12 protein-coding genes are annotated in these 15880 nt (G+C 57.1%); 11 read left to right on the top strand and 1 reads right to left on the bottom strand.

Annotation, left to right across the window (positions count from 1 at the left end):
• Genes icmH through ACA043_RS28935 form a run of 7 tightly spaced genes read left to right on the top strand, consistent with a single transcriptional unit; the run spans position 1 to position 11036 of the window.
• Positions 1-876, top strand: coding sequence for a type IVB secretion system protein IcmH/DotU (gene icmH / locus ACA043_RS28965; protein WP_095187890.1), 876 nt, complete (start codon positions 1-3; stop codon positions 874-876).
• Between the two features lie 13 nt (positions 877-889).
• Entirely contained in the window at positions 890-4429 is a 3540-nt protein-coding gene (gene tssM / locus ACA043_RS28960; RefSeq protein ID WP_497658340.1) for a type VI secretion system membrane subunit TssM, read from the top strand.
• Positions 4429-5157: a PP2C family protein-serine/threonine phosphatase gene (locus tag ACA043_RS28955; RefSeq protein WP_187677128.1), complete on the top strand. Its 729-nt coding sequence runs from the start codon at positions 4429-4431 to the stop codon at positions 5155-5157. Before tssM ends, ACA043_RS28955 begins: the two co-directional genes overlap by 1 nt.
• The gene (locus ACA043_RS28950; RefSeq protein WP_187677127.1) at positions 5154-6155 is read left to right on the top strand and encodes a serine/threonine-protein kinase; all 1002 of its coding nucleotides are present in this window, start codon (positions 5154-5156) and stop codon (positions 6153-6155) included. Before ACA043_RS28955 ends, ACA043_RS28950 begins: the two co-directional genes overlap by 4 nt.
• Positions 6156-6183: 28 nt before the next feature.
• Positions 6184-8499: a type VI secretion system Vgr family protein gene (locus ACA043_RS28945; protein ID WP_497658339.1), complete on the top strand. Its 2316-nt coding sequence runs from the start codon at positions 6184-6186 to the stop codon at positions 8497-8499.
• The gene (locus ACA043_RS28940; protein WP_497658338.1) at positions 8496-10079 is read left to right on the top strand and encodes a hypothetical protein; all 1584 of its coding nucleotides are present in this window, start codon (positions 8496-8498) and stop codon (positions 10077-10079) included. The genes ACA043_RS28945 and ACA043_RS28940 overlap by 4 nt, the downstream gene beginning before the upstream one ends.
• Before the next feature lie 6 nt (positions 10080-10085).
• Positions 10086-11036, top strand: a complete 951-nt coding sequence (locus tag ACA043_RS28935; protein ID WP_497658337.1) for a PoNe immunity protein domain-containing protein — start codon at positions 10086-10088, stop codon at positions 11034-11036.
• A 134-nt stretch (positions 11037-11170) separates the two neighbouring features.
• Here ACA043_RS28935 and ACA043_RS28930 read toward each other — a convergent pair whose 3' ends face one another.
• Positions 11171-11557 (bottom strand): DUF6124 family protein, encoded by a 387-nt coding sequence (locus ACA043_RS28930; protein WP_497658336.1) that lies wholly within the window; start codon positions 11555-11557, stop codon positions 11171-11173.
• A gap of 507 nt (positions 11558-12064) precedes the next feature.
• On the opposite strand from ACA043_RS28930, the gene ACA043_RS28925 reads away from it, so the two are divergent.
• The 4 genes from ACA043_RS28925 to ACA043_RS28910 all read left to right on the top strand — a co-directional run bounded on the left by ACA043_RS28925 (position 12065) and on the right by ACA043_RS28910 (position 15880).
• Positions 12065-12490, top strand: a complete 426-nt coding sequence (locus tag ACA043_RS28925) for a hypothetical protein (RefSeq protein WP_187677118.1) — start codon at positions 12065-12067, stop codon at positions 12488-12490.
• Positions 12491-12499: 9 nt separating this feature from the next.
• Positions 12500-12976: an XAC2610-related protein gene (locus ACA043_RS28920; RefSeq protein ID WP_497658335.1), complete on the top strand. Its 477-nt coding sequence runs from the start codon at positions 12500-12502 to the stop codon at positions 12974-12976.
• Between the two features lie 5 nt (positions 12977-12981).
• Complete coding sequence (locus ACA043_RS28915; RefSeq protein ID WP_497658334.1) at positions 12982-14346, top strand: lysozyme inhibitor LprI family protein; 1365 nt, start codon at positions 12982-12984, stop codon at positions 14344-14346.
• A gap of 139 nt (positions 14347-14485) precedes the next feature.
• A complete protein-coding gene (locus ACA043_RS28910; RefSeq protein WP_497658333.1) occupies positions 14486-15880 on the top strand; it encodes a TIGR01777 family oxidoreductase in 1395 nt (464 codons plus the stop codon).

The raw sequence follows: 15880 nt of genomic DNA, 5'->3' as shown, positions 1-15880 counted from the left end.
ATGATCAAGGAAACGGATTACAACCAGGACGACAAAACCGTCCTGCTCGATCGTCAGGGCCACGGACCGGCAGCCAGTCCGCTGACCGACTTCGCCGCGCCGCCGCGTTTCGAGCAACTGGAAGAACGCATGATCTACGCTGCGCGCCTGCGTCCGGCGGAAGCGTTCAATATCAGCCTCAATTCGCTGGTGGCGGCGTCGTCCGAACTGCTCTCGGAAGTGGTGCGCCTCAAACACAGCGAGACCCGCGAAGATTTGTACGCGCTCAACGAGCGCCTGACCGCCGGGCTCAAGCTGTTTGAAGTGCGCGCCCTGCACAATGGCGCCGAAAGCAGCCAGGTGATGGCCGCGCGTTACGTGCTCTGCACCGTGGTCGACGAAGCCGTCGTGACCACGCCGTGGGGCAACGAAAGCGAATGGTCGCAGATGAGCCTGCTCAGCAGCTTCCACAACGAAACCTTCGGTGGCGAGAAGTTCTTCCAGTTGCTCGATCGGTTGTCGAAGAACCCGGTCAAACACCTGCCGATGCTGGAGCTGATGTACCTGTGCCTGTCCCTCGGTTTCGAGGGCAAGTACCGCGTACAAGCGCGCGGCATGCTCGAACTCGAAGGCATCCGCGATGCCTTGTATCGGCAGATCCGTCAGTTGCGTGGCGACGTGCCGCGCGAGTTGTCACCGCACTGGGAAGGCCTGAACGATCAGCGCCGCAACCTGGTGCGCATCGTGCCAGCGTGGATGGTGGTGTTGTTCACTTTCGTCTGTCTGGTGGTGATGTATTCGGGCTTCGCCTGGGTCTTGGGCGAGCAGCGCGACACCGTTCTGCAACCTTATCAGCCGCTTGATCCAGCCGCGGTTCAACCGCAGTCGCAGCCGTAAACAGGGACGTGTGATGAAAAAGTTTTTCAAGAAAGTCGGCGCCTTCCTGCGCCAGACCTGGGTCTGGACCCTGCTGCTGGTGCTGTTCGTAGCGCTGCTGGTGTGGTTCGCAGGTCCATTGTTGGCGGTAGATGACTACAAGTTCTGGGAGAGCGCGACCTCGCGCCTGCTGACCATCAGCGTGCTGTTCCTGATCTGGGGCCTGACCATGGTCTTCGTCAGCTGGCGCGCCGGTGTACGCAAGAAAGAAGTCGAAGCCACCGAAGACGGCCAGGATCGTATCCGCCGTGAAGAGCTGATCGACGACGAGCAGAAAGAGTTGAAGGCGCGCTTCAAAGACGCGCTGAAAACCCTGAAGACTTCGAGCCTGTATCGCGGCCGCAGCGAACGCTGGCGCAGTGAATTGCCATGGTATCTGCTGATCGGCCCACAGGCGTCGGGCAAGACCAGCCTTCTGGACTTTTCCGGTCTGGAATTCCCGATCAACAAGATCGACCGCAAGCTGACCCGCGACACCCTCGGCACCCGGCATTGCGACTGGTACTTCGCCGACCACGGTGTGCTGATCGACACCGCCGGGCGTTACACCACCCAGCCGGACGCGGAAGTCGACGGCAGCGCCTGGCGCACCTTGCTGGAGCTGCTGCGCAAGCGTCGTCGCGGCCGTCCGTTGAACGGCGTGCTGGTGACCATTCCGGTGGAAACCCTCACCGGTGGCAGCGAGCAGGACATCGACACCCTGGCGCGCCAGGTACGCGGCCGTCTGCAAGACGTTTATCAGAAGCTGCACGTCGATGTGCCGGTCTATCTGGTGCTGAGCAAGGCTGACAAGCTGCTGGGCTTCGACGAGTTCTTCGATCAACTGACCCGCGAAGAAAGCGATCAGGTGCTGGGTACCAGTTTCCGCAAGGATCAACAGGGCACCGACGTGGCTGTGCTGCGCAACGAGTTCGAAGAACTGCTGCGTCGCCTCAATAGCCAGGTGATCATGCGCATGCACTCCGAGCGCGATACCCAGCGCCGTGGCCGCATCCTCGACTTCCCGCATCAACTGGGGCAGATCGGCGAGCGCCTGTGCCTGTTCGTCGACATGGCGTTCACCGGCAACCGTTATCAGCGTGCCACGCAACTGCGTGGTTTCTACCTGACCAGCGCCCCGCACCTGACGCAAGAGATGGACGCAACCACCGCCGGCATCGGCGCCAGTCTCGGCATGAATGCCGGTGTGCTGCCAACGCTGCGCAGCGGTCGTTCGCGCTTCATCCATCATCTGTTCAGCCAGGTGATTTTCCCCGAGGCCGATCTGGCCGGTCTGGACAAGCGCGAACGCAGCCGCATTCATTGGGGCCAGCGCGCGCTGTACGTCGGCGCACTGGCGGCACTGGCCCTGTTCGGCATGCTTTGGGCGGGCGGTTTCTCGGCCAACTACGAGCGTCTGGAAAACCTGCGCACACTGGCACAGAACTGGACTCAGCAACGCACGGCGCTGTCCCCGCGTGATGACGCGATGGGCGCGCTGAAAACCCTCGACACCAGCTACGCGGCGACGCAGGCGTTCCCGAAAAAGGGCGACGTCTCGTACCACGAACGTGGTGGTCTGTATCAGGGCGAAGACGTCAATCCAGTGGTCAAAGTGGCTTACGAGCGCGAGCTTGAAACGCAACTGCTGCCACGGGTTGCGACCATGCTCGAAGGACAGATCCGCGCCAACATGAAGGACCGCGAAAAGCTGCTCAACAGCCTGCGTGCGTACCTGATGTTGAACATGAAAGATCGTCGCGACGCCGCATGGCTCAAGGACTGGGTCGCCACTGACTGGTCGCAGCGCTACACCGGCAACACCGCGGTGCAGAACGGTCTGAATACCCACCTCGAACGCCTGCTGAAGCAGCCGTTTATCTACCCGCTCAACGATCAGTTGGTGACGCAGGCACGTCAGGTTCTGCGCGCCGAATCGCTGGCGACCGTGGTCTATCGCATGCTCCGCGAGCAGGCACGCAACCTGCCGGAATACCGCTTCAGCCAACACCTCGGCCCACAGGGCTCGCTGTTTATCGGCACCGAATACGTGATCCCGGGTTTCTACACCCAACAGGGTTATCAGCAGTACTTCTCGGTGCAGGGCTCGGCGCTGGTCACCGACATCCTGCGTGACAACTGGGTGCTGGGCGAAGGCGTCGGCATCAGCGACATGGACTTGCGTCGCCTGATGGTCGAGCTGGAGCAACTGTACTTCCGCGACTACGCCAACTACTGGAGCGAGGCCGTTGGCCAAGTGGCTTTGCCGCCGATCAGCGACGCCGGTGAAGGCGCCGAGCAATTGGCGGGTCTGACTTCGGCCAACTCGCCGGTACTGGCATTGCTGACTGAAGTCCGCGAAAACACCCGCTTCGAAGCCGCCGCCGATCCGGTGGATGAAGCTGGTGATGCCGCTGATGCGCTGGCCGGCCAGAAGGGCAAGATTGGCAAAGTCGGCAAACTGGCCTCGGCCGTGGCGGACAAGGCTTCGGCCCTGAACGTCGCGAAAAATCTGCCGGACACCGCCAAGAAGTCCCTGCAACGTCGCTTCGAACCGCTGCATCGTTTGCTCGATGACAACAACGGCCCGGCCGCTGACCTGACTCCGGCCCTCAGCGCGCTCAACGACCTGCAACTGCAACTGTCCGGTCTGGCCCGTTCCAGTACGCCGGAACAAGCCGCCTTCGAAATGGCCAAAACCCGCATGAGCGGTCAGCGTGATGCGCTGACCAACCTGCGTGCCGCCTCGGGTCGTCTGCCGCGTCCGCTGAGCGTGTGGTTCAACGTGCTGGCCGAAGACTCCTGGCGTCTGGTGCTCAACGATGCCTACCAATACCTGAACGGCCGTTATCAGAACGAGCTGTACAGCGTGTATGGCAAAACCATCAGCAAGCGTTATCCGTTCAGCGCCAGCAGCACCAGCGACGTGGCGATCAGCGACTTCCGCGAGTTCTTCCGGGCTCAAGGTACCGTCGACCGCTTCTTCGACAGCTACATGCGTCCGTTCGTCAGCGGTGATCCGGGCAATTACCGGATGCGCAGCGTCGACGGCCACAGCCTGCCGGTGTCCAAGGTCTACCTCGATCAGATGGCTGCAGCGCTGACAATTCGTCAGAGCTTCTTCTCGATCAACCCGGCCGAGCCGACCGTGCAGTTCAAACTTGAGCCGTACACACTCGATCCGGCGGTCAGCCGTTCCGAATTCAAGTTCGGCGACAAGACCATGGAATACCGTCACGGCCCGATCCTGCCAATGTCGTTCAAATGGCCGACCGATGCTGAAGACGGCCGCACCAGTCTGGTCATGGACAAAATGGCCGGGCGTCCGATCGGTATCGAGAAGAACTCCGGCCCATGGTCGCTGTTCCGTCTGTTCGACCTGATGCAGACCGAGTACCTGACCGGTCGCGACGTGCTGGTGCTGAAAGCCGACGTAGGTGGCCTGCGCGCCAACTACCTGCTGACCAGCCAACGCACGCCGAACCCGTTCGACATGGGCGTACTGCGCACCTTCCGTATGCCGGTGCAGCTCTGATGCTCGTGGCCAGTACCTGGCGCAGCGCGGCGCGTACCGACCCGGGCAAGGTGCGGGCGCGCAACGAAGATGCCTTCCTCGACTCGCCACAGCAGGGGCTGTGGGTGGTCGCGGACGGCATGGGCGGTCATCAGGGGGGCGACATCGCCAGCCAGTTGATCGTCGCCAGCCTGGCTGAGTTGCCGCAACACGAAGACTTCGACGAACGCCTCAAAGCCATCCGCCAGTGCCTGCACTGGCTGAACCGGCGTTTGGGGCAGGAGTTGACCGTCACTGCCGGCCGTCACGACAGCATCATGGGCAGCACCGTCGTGGCGCTGCTGGTGGAAGGCAATCGCGCGGCCTGCATCTGGGCCGGCGACAGCCGTTGCTATATGTGGCGCGGGCAGCGTCTGTATCAGCTGTCCAAAGACCATTCGCTGCAACAACAACTGATCGACGAACAGCAAATGAGCGTCGAACAGGCGGCAGCGCATCCGGCGGCTCAGGCATTGACCCGAGCTGTTGGTGCGGCCGAAACACTGACCCTGGATGTGCTGGAACTTGAGGTGTATCCGGGCGATGCGTTTTTGCTCTGCAGCGATGGTTTGTACCAAGGCCTGAGCAGCGATGCCCTCGGCAACGCCCTCAGTCTGAGTGCGCCGCATGTGGCGCTGGAACGTTTGTTCGACGGCGCCCTGCGGGGCTCCGCTCGCGACAACCTGACTGCCGTGGTGATCCGCCAATGACCAATATCGAATCGCCAATCGATGACTTGCTGATGAGCGAAGAACAGGCCAACAACCTGACCTACTTCGCCTTCGCCAAGTCCAACAACGCAGAGCCTGCGCTGGCCCCGACCAAGGCCAGCATCGGTGCGCTGCCGGACGTGCTCGCCGGTCGCTACCACCTCGAGCGTCTGCTCGGGGCGGGTGGCATGGGTGCTGTCTACCGGGCAAGGGATCTGCTGCACGAACAGTTCGGCGATCCCGACCCTTACATTGCGCTGAAAATCCTCAGCGAAGAATTTGCCGAATCGCCGGACGCCAGTGCCTTGCTCTACAGCGAGTTCGCCCTGACCCGACGCCTGCGCCACGACAACGTTGTGCGCGCACACACCTTTGAAGTCGACACTGACTGCCAGCGGGCCTTCATCACCATGGAATACATGCGTGGCCTGACCCTGGACAAATTGCTCTGCGAGCGGCCCCTCGGCCTGCCGTGGAAAGAACTGCGCGACATCGTCCTGCCGCTGCTCGACACGTTGGCCTATGCCCACCGTCGCGGTGTGCTGCACGGTGACATGAAACCGAGCAACGTCATGCTCAGCGAAGACGGCCTGCGCCTCTTCGACTTCGGTTTGGGCCAGGCAGAAGAGGGCACCTTGCCCGGCCTGCCGCACCTCAGCCGTGAGCGCTTCAACGCCTGGACCCCGGGCTACGCCGCCCCCGAACTGCTTGAGGGCCAACCGTTGTCGGCCAGCGCGGACGTGTACGGCGTGGCCTGCGTGATCTATGAACTGGCGAGCGGCAAACACCCGTTCCGCCGCTTGCCCTCGACCCAGGCCCGCGACGAGCACCTGGAGCGCGAACTGCAAGCACCGCAAAACCTACCGAAACACTGTTGGCCAGCGCTGCAAACCGCGCTGAGCTTTGATCCGGCAGCACGCACCATCACTGCCGACCAACTGCGTGACGCCATGGGCGCCACTTCGTCCTGGCTACAACGTCTGCGACTTCGGGCGTAACGGATGACATTCGAACAGGGAGCACACGATGTTCAACTCAGCTAACGAAACCCACTTCAGCCTCAAGGTCGAAGACTACGTGGGCGACCTGCAAGTGCTGTCGTTTGTCGGCACCGAAGGCATCAGCCAGCCGTATCGCTTCGACCTCGAACTGGTCAGCGAAAACCCCGATCTCGACCTGGAAAAGCTCCTGCACAAGCAGGCCTTCCTGGCGTTCGATCCGCAGGGCAGCGGCATCCACGGCCAGATCTACCGCGTCGCCCAAGGCGATGCCGGCAAGCGCCTGACCCGCTACAAAGTGTCGATGGTGCCGCAACTGCAATACCTGCATCACCGCACCAACCAGCGCATCTACCAGCAGATGTCGGCGCCGAAAATCATCGCGCTGATCCTCGAAGAGCACGGCATCAAGGGCAACGCCTACAGCTTCCAGCTGAGCCAGCCGTGCCCGGATCGAGACTACTGCGTGCAGTACGACGAAACCGACCTACACTTTGTCCAGCGCCTGTGCGAAGAAGAAGGCATTCACTACCACTTCCAGCACAGCGACAAAGGCCACCTGCTGGTGTTCGGCGACGACCAGACCGTGTTCCCCGACCTCGGCCAGCCGACCGCGTATGTGCAAGGCAGCGGCATGGTCGCCGACGAACCGGTGATCAAAGGCTTCAAGCTGCGCCTGGAAACCCGCACCAGCCGCACCACGCGCCGCGACTACGACTTCGAAAAGCCGCGCCTGCAAATGGAAGCGGCGTACAAACCTGAAGGCGCTCTCGATAGCAAAGACGCCGAACCGGATCTCGAAGACTACGACTACCCCGGCCGCTTCATCGACCGCGCGCGCGGCAAATTCCTCAGCCAACGCGCCCTCGAACGCCACCGCGCCGACTACCGCCAGGCCGAAGGTCGTGGCGACCAGACCAAGCTGGTCAGCGGCCACTTCATGGCCATGTCCGACCACCCGCGCAGCGAGTGGAACGACCTGTGGCTGCTCACCGAAATCGTCCACGAAGGCAAACAGCCGCAAGTGCTCGAAGAAGGCGTGACCAGCGACACCACCGACAACAAGGACGATTTCCACCAGGGCTACCGCAACACCTTCCTCGCCACCCCGTGGGACGTGTTCTACCGCCCGGCCCTCGAACACCCGAAACCCCGCGTCCTCGGCAGCCAGACCGCCCACGTCACCGGCCCCAAAGGCGAAGAAATCCACTGCGACCAATACGGCCGCATCAAAGTCCAATTCCACTGGGACCGCGAAGGCCTGGCCGACGACAAAACCAGCTGCTGGCTGCGCGTCTCCAGCTCCTGGGCCGGCGACCGCTACGGCGCCATCAGCATCCCGCGCATCGGCATGGAAGTCCTCGTCACCTTCCTCGAAGGCGACCCCGACCAACCACTGGTCACCGGCTGCCTGTACCACAAGGAAAACCCGGTGCCGTATGCACTGCCGGCGAACAAGACGCGCAGCGTGTTCAAAACGCTCAGCTCACCGGGGGGCGGCGGTTACAACGAACTGCGCATTGAAGACAAGAAAGGTGCGGAGCAGATCTACATCCACGCCCAGCGCGATTGGGATGAGAACGTTGAGCACGATCAGAAGATTCGGGTCGGTAATGAACGCCATGACACGGTGGTGAAGAACAGTTACACCGAGCTGAAGGCTGAAGAACACCGCACCACGATTTCCGATCGCAAGATTGAAGCGAAGCTCGATGATCACCTGACGGTTGGGCAGAACCAGCATGTGAAGCTGGGGACGGCGCAACTGACCGGTGTGGGGAAAGAGATTCACCTCAAGGCTGGGGACAAGATTGTTATTGAGGCGGGTACTGAGCTGACGATTTTGGGGGGCGGGAGCTTTATCAAGCTTGATGGCGGTGGTGTGACGGTGGTTGGGCCGGTGGTGAAGATTAATGCTGGAGGTGCTGCTGGAACTGGTTCAGGAATTGGTATTAAAGTTCCGGGTTTGCCCGGACTGGCTGACGCAGCGAAAGCTGGGGCGGTGCTAGAGGCGGGGAAAGCCAATCCAACGTGGCTTGAGTTGAATTTGCACCAAAGCAATCTTGAACCTGTGCCAGGTGCCTCTTATCGTGTCGAGTTCGCTAATGGGTCTAGCCGTGAAGGTATCCTGGATGCTAAGGGATTCGCTCGACTGGAAGATGTGCCGCCAGGTCCAATTGAAGTTTATTACGGTGAAGACCCGCGACCCTTCGACCGTGAGTCAGTCAAAGTAGTTGAGAGTACCGATGACAAGGTCAATTCAGACCTGCGAAAACTTGGGTTGGACCCCGCTCAAGTTGATTTACAAGCATTGATTGAGCAAGCCGCAGGGAGGCTGAAATGAGTGAGGATTTAAATGCGACGAATGCCGCAGGCGATGAAGATCGTAAAGCCGCTTACCAAGAGGCTGCTGTTGAACTGGCAAAAGGCATTGCTTTGGGTGCAGTGCCATTCCTAGGCCAAGCCATTGATGCTTACGATACTGTGGAGTCCTCCATTGATCTCTACAATGCTGGAACTGCAGAGGGTAAAGAGGACGCAAAGTTTGATTTGCTGATGGCTGTCATCGGTTGGATTCCCGGTCCGGGTGACGGACTCAAGAAGAGCTTACGTATAGTCAATCGCGACCCTCAGCGTTTCGCGCCAGTACTATTTGATCTCCTGCGTTTCGTGTTAGATGAGTGTGGTGTAAAAACTAGTCCAGAAGAATTGCTAAAGCAAATTTTTGATGCATCAAAGTTGCGCGCAGAGCTGGACGATATTATCAGCGGAGTGAAAGGGTCCTCTACTTATAAAAGTTTACCTGCTTGGACTCAATCTACTATCGTTACTGTGCTTGCTACTGCACGCGACAACATGCCTGAGATGATAGGAATTGTTGAGAAGCGTTTGCTTAAGTGGAAAGGGATGCAGCGCAATAGTTCGGCTATGGCATCGGGCTCAAGCAAGTCGGCCAAAGGTCATAAGCCAGCGGGTAAAGATCCCGCAGTCGCAACGCAAGGTAAAAGCGGCGCGAGTGAAACTCGACCTAACTCTATAGATAAAAACAAAACAGAAAAGAAGAGTTATCACATTTCCAACGAGGGCTTGGGTGTAAGCGGAGAACATATCGCTGACTACATTTGTGCAGTGGAATTTGGTTGGGGTAAAGATTGGGATGGCCACGACAAGGGAGCTGACGGAAAATGGTTAGAAGGGAAACCAAGCGCAAGTAAACTGGGTAAGCTCTCTAAAGGTGGGAGCCCGAAAAGTCACAATATTCTTTATAAGTTGTCGGATCCTGCTAACGGCACAGGTATTGACGCTGTATGGAGAGCAGATCCCGCGACGAACGCAGGAAGAAAATTTGCCATTGTCGAGGCAAAAGCAAGCAAGAATGAGGATGCTCCGAAGTTTTTGAGAAGACCCAATAATACTCGTAAGCCGAGCATTAATTCAAAACTCGGTGTTTCCGGTGAACCTCAATTAAGCGATCTTTTGGAACCTGTTGAAGAGGTCAAAGATGATAATGGTTCTACTGGAAAAGTTACGGGGAAAAATCGAACAAAGGTATCTGGTAAAAAATCTTCTGATAATGCATCTGTGAAGGCCGCGAAACCCTCTAAAGCCCGAAAAAACGACTTGATGATTCAGATGAGTAAAGAGTGGATATCAAAAAATCTAAGGGACGCTGTGGGAGTTACGATGACAAGAGAAATTCTTAATTCTTACTCAAGGCATCTATTTTTTTCTCCGTTGTATCATCTTTCGGGAAGCCCGGAGAAGCATGCTGCGGCACTTCTTAGTGGATCCCCTGAATCCAGCCATGCAAAGCATGCCGCATTTCACTATGGTGAGGATGAGGTAAAGCAAGCTGTGAATAGGCGAAAAAAATCGCTGGCGAAAAAACATGGTGCACTAGATTCTTTGCGGCTTGAGGTTTAAATAAAAATGAATAGAAGGCAGCCATTTATTACAGAGGCGTATTATAAAAACCTTGTGGGCTTTTATGATTCTTCGGAATCGTATTGGAGTACGCACAATCTGGAAGAGGATTTTCCAGGCCAGGAAGCATCTTTGAAAGCCTTTGAGGTTAAACAGGATTCACTCGGCGCTTTGATAATCAGGTATACAGCTGGCGAACCTATTTCAGAGTTGTTTGAACCGCTTGAAAGAGTCGTGCGAAATTTTGAGGTGTATCAAAATGCCTTGGCTGAGTATGAGGGGGTGCCGAATATATCGCCACTAGATCTTGAAGATTCTCCAGCAGATTTTGAGGAGTTTGTTCAGGTGGCCAGCCTGTGCATCCTGTTGCATCGGAATGATCTATTGGCCAGGTTTGTAAGTTTGACAGATGCGGCAGGCTTTAATAGTGAGGATACGCTGTACGAAGATTTGCTACGTAAAAACTTGGCAGGTAGGGCTGATATAGATGAGTGGTTTCATCCAGTATATACGAAGCTGATCAGATCAATTTATACCTCTAGCAAAACCGAGGCATCTAAGCTTTTGAATGAATATTGCGGTCAGTGGTATGAATCTTTTGGTGAACTCCAGGCGAGTTGGCACGACTCGCATTTAAGTATTGATGGTGATGATGGTAGCTACGTTGGTTACTGGGCCTTTGAAGCAGGTGCTATTGCATTTCTTTATGGGATTGATGATAGCAAAATAGATCATATGGTTTATCCGAAGGACTTGGTTGAGTATGCTAGAAACTATACCGGCTCCAGCATCTCACAAGTTGGTCGTGTTGACTCGGGGCAACCATGTAGTAAACAAGGTTATTGGTTTACTCCCGCGCAAGCTAACTCTCGGCGATACTTCAAGCAGGGCGAAATTATGCCGAATGTAGATGATTCGCGATGGGGCGATACAATTTGGTATTGGTCAGGGGAATAGAGGTTTAATAAATTAAATGGGCACAGACCACTTTTCAGTAATTGTCAAAGAACGTGGTCTGTCCCCGGTTTCCTTTAAATAGTTGGAAAGTGAGGACGGATTTTTATTTAACCCAATCAGTCCCCTCGTTCCGCTTACGTTTTCGCTTCCAGCCTTGCCGCGATCAATTCTTCTAAGTGATCCAACGCACGTTCCACCATGAGCTGCGCACCATCGGCAATTCTACTCAGTGCCAATGCCACCGAGCGGTTTGAGCCTTCGACGTCATCCGCTAATTTGGCCGCGATGGCGCTGATGGACAGCATGTCTTCGGAGGCGTTGGCCAGGAGGGCTTCCGGGTCAATGCCGGTGGAGATGGTGAAGAGTCTGCCTTTTCGGCGTTTGGATGGTTTGTCGTTGGTAGGTGGGAAGTAATGGGCGAAGGCGCGGTCAGCGGCTTCTTTGTCGAGCGTCGCAGTTTCGAGGGATTGTTCGGCGGGGGTGCCAGTATTTTCTGGCGGGTTGGGCGTTACTTTGAACATAGATACATCCCGATATGAGTATTTAAGGGGACTGACACCCGTTCGCTTGCATTCGAATGAAGGTGGCAGCTGTACGCAGGTGTGCAAGACCGGGCATATCGGACCCGGCAGACCCCAAAGGGACCTCCCGCGCACAGCCGCCATAAAGCGTCATAGCGAGCATTTAAAGCTCGGGCCTTTGACTAGGCGTTTGTGCGGCGATATGTACCGGACTTGCACGTCCGTGTCACCGTTTTTTGCGGTGACAAATCAAGGTTAGCGGCGAATGGGAAGGTCGGATAGTTCATGGATGGCTCGGCGTCTTGCGGGAAATGTCCGACGAACATGACATCCGTTTAGCAGTAGATCGAAAGATCGTGACTTCTGTTTAAGTGGTTGCGACACAGCGAGGATCGGTCTGACAACAACGGCCTATCCACGTAACCGACGCCTACCGATGACAGATTTTTTGCTGGAGAAAGCCGGGAGTTAAAGAGCAGTGAACCCGACTCTCATAAGGAAATGAACATGAAAAAAATACTTCTGTTGCTCTGCTGCCTCTTCCCGCTGATGGCCCACAGCGCAGTCACCAGCGAATCACTCTGCTTCGAACTCTCCGAAACCAGCCCGGTAAAGTTCGAACTCCGCACTTATTACGACGAAGCCAGCAAATGGTCTGGTGGCTTTGTGAAATACGCCAAATCCAATGAGCCCATTTCCATTGTTCTAACGGATTCCGAGAACGAAATTCTCGACCCGGACGCCCCTTGGCAGCACACCAGAACCTGGTCTGAAGTCGTCAACGGCAAGGTCACGGGTAGCTATGAGTTGATGACTCAAGGCTCACAGATCGTCTCGATGTCTTACACAAAGCAGTCCAACAGCAAGGTGTACAGCTTCGGATTCAATACCAGCATCGACTCCTCCCTGGAGTCCGGATGCAAGTGGGAGTAAAGCGAGCACATGCAATTCAAAACTCTAGCGGTATCACTGCTTGGCCTAATGTGGACGATCCCGGCGTTAGCCGAAACCACCACGTTCAGCCCAACCAAAGGCGCCGAAGCGACGCTGGTTCTCGAAGGCTCCAAGCTGAACATCGCGGTTAAAAGCGAAACGCACAGCGAGTCGCGAACAATCGATTTTGAAGCCGAAAACGAACTCCACATGCAGTTCGACGATTTCAATTTCGACGGCACCCAGGATTTCGCGATCTGGCAGCTGGATGACGGCATGGGTACTTACGATTACTACCGGGTGTTCGTTTACCAAACCAGAACCGGAATGTTCGAAGAGTTGCAGCCGGACTGCGGCGATGGCTTCGTTAACCTGCGCGTCGACAAAAAACGTAAGACGTTGCTCAGCACTTACTGGGGCATGAACGGACCAGATCAATGCATCACCCGATTCACCAAACGCAAAACCTTAATGACTCAAGGATGAACACAGTGAACCGTTTTGTTTTTACCCTGCTGGCCGTGCTGCTGCCGGTTTCAGCGGCCTATGCGCAGGATGACTGCAGCCAGGTCACCTCAAGTCTGGAAATGGTGCCCTGCTCGGAGGCGGCGAAGAAGGCTGCCGATGCGCAGTTGAATGTCAGTTACAAGCAGTTGATGACGCGGCTTGAGTCTGACTATCGAGCAGATCCGGGGTTGGGCGCGGAGTACGCGGCGAAGGTTAAAGAGTCGCAACGTGCGTGGTTGAAATTGCGCGATGCGAACTGCCCTTTGGAGGCGTTCGAGATCGAGACGGGGATGCCGGCGCATGTGTTCGCCGTCAACTCGTGCATCGCCAGAATGAGTCGCGAGCGTTCGGCGTATCTGGACAAGATCGTCCCTGCTCTTGCAGCCGATAAGAGCGCTTCGACGTCCCCTGCCAGCGACGCTTGCCCTTCGGAGGAGTTCGCGCCTTTCCTGACGGCGTTTTCCGCCAACAGCGAATCACAACGCCGTCTCACTGCGATGACGGTCAAGTCGCTGGTGTTGAAACCGGTAGCAGGAAAGGATCGAAGTACCTTTGAGCCTTCGACCTCGGGTGTCAGTGGAACAACGTTCACCTATCCGCTGATGGCTGCAATCACACCCGGCAAGACACCTGGGGTCGAGATCGAAGAGGTCGACGACAGTCACGTCAACGTGGTGGATAAGCGAGCGGGCAACAGCAATATCAAGATCTTCAACTTCTCTCGTCAGGCGTGCTGGGTGCTTGAGGGGATTGAGGATTGGTCGATCAGTGAGAAGGATCTTGTCGCAACACGTAATCCAGGAATGAGCCGCGCCGAGAACTTCTGTGATCAGCGTGCTGAAGCTTTAGGTGGGCTTGGGTTGCTTGAGCAATACCCTCTAACGGTGGAACTGGTTGAAGCGTCCCTAGAAAATTATGTATGTGCTGCGGAGTCAGGTGATGCAGAGGCAAGTCTTTCGGCGGCAAGCCTGAGTCTTTCTCAAATGGCATCCCAGTTGGAAACCAGCAAAGTAGAGGCGCTGTTCAAAGCGGCCTCGAAAATACCGAGTGGCGCTTTGGCCTATGCCACGTTTTTTTGTGTCGGAAACTCCACCGACTACAACGGCCCTTGCCTCCATCCCGAGCAGGCAAAAGAGCAGGTCATTCGTGCTATTTCCATGGGCTCCACTGACGCGATGAATTATCTGGCCTCGACCTTTGAAGGTGGCGAGCTTGGAACGAAGGATATGTCTCGGGCGTTAGCCTGTTATCAAATGGCGGCTGACAAAGGTGATCAGTCGAGCATCGACAATGTGAAGCGATTGGGATCGCAGGTCACAGAGCCGATCAAGGCAAGTCACTGCATTTGAAGTTCGGGGTCATGTTTGATGCGCTTTCGCACGCGTTGAGCCTGAATCCCTCACGGTAAAACGTTTCGTGGTTGAACGTCTGACGACTACGCTTTTCCTTTAAACTCCCCACCCCCAAGGAATGCGCTCAGGACACGGAATGCCAGCCCCCTCGACCTCGCTTCGCCCAGCGCTAGTGCTCTGGCTATACGCCGCCGCAATCGTCCACATTCTCGCCGGCCTTACCCTGACCTGGGCTGGGCATTCCGGTTTACTCGACGGCTATCTTGAAGTTCTCGAACTCGCATTCTGGGGCGCCGATGCGGTACCCGCCGCCGGCCACGAACAACAGGTCTGGTGGCTCGCGCTGTTCGGCGCGACGCTGCAAAGTTATTCGCTGTACATGCTCGCGTTGGTGCACATCGGTAATCGCTCGAAAGCGCCGATGGTGTGGGGCTGGTTGATCGCTGGCATCTTGCTGTGGGCGCCGCAGGACATGTGGCTCTCAGCGCAACAACAGGTCTGGTCGCACCTGTGGCTCGACGGTTTTGCGCTGTTGCTGCTGTTGCCGCCGCTGGTCTGGCTGTATCGCCATGACCGTCGAAAATCCCCTCCAGAAAAATCTCTGAACAAGTCCAACCCCTTTGCCAGCGGCGCTTTCAAGCGCGTACTGATCACCGGTGGCACTGGGTTTATCGGCGAGGCCGTGGTCAATCAATTACTCGACGCCGGTCACTCGGTCAGCGTCCTAACGCGCGATCCGCTGAAGGCTGCCAACCTGTTCAACGGTCGCGTCCGTTGTGTGCATTCGCTCAGCGAACTCAGCCACGACGAAACCTTCGACGTAGTGATCAATCTCGCCGGCGCACCCGTCGCCGGCCCGCGCTGGACTCCCAAGCGTCAGGCGCAATTGCTCGCCAGCCGAGTCGGCACTACCGAAGCGCTGATGACTTGGCTGAAGAACACAAAGCAAAAACCGGCGCTGTGGATTCAGGCCTCGGCCATCGGTTTCTACGGTGTACGCGATGCCAGCGAAAGCCTCGACGAATACTCCAGCAAGGGCGACGGTTTCATGGCCGAACTCTGCGCGCGTTGGGAAGCCGCCGCGCAACCGGCCACTGAATTTGGCGTGCGTCAGGTGCTGTTGCGCCTCGGCGTGGTGTTCGGCCCCGGCGGTGCGTTGTTGCCGCTGCTGATGCCGTTCCGCCTGGGCTTCGGCGGTCGCATGGGCGATGGTCGGCAGATCATGAGCTGGGTGCATCGCGAAGATGTGCTTCAGGTAATCGCCCGGGCCTTCGACGATGAAAGTCTGGTCGGCACCTACAACATGGTCGCGCCCGAAACGGTCACTCAGGCAGCGTTCGCCGAGCAGGCCGGCAAGGTCCTCAAGCGTCCGGTGTGGTTTCACATTCCGGCGGCGCCAGTACGCGCGCTGGCTGGGGAAATGGCGGAGCTGTTTTTCGACGGTCAGCGCGTTGTGCCTCAAAGATTGACTGAGGCCGGCTACACGTTCCGCTATCCCACCCTCGACGCCGCTCTGCGCGATCTGACCTGA

The sequence above is a fragment of the Pseudomonas sp. LBUM1648 genome, from assembly GCF_059716145.1.
This window is presented reverse-complemented; position numbering and strand designations above follow the sequence as displayed.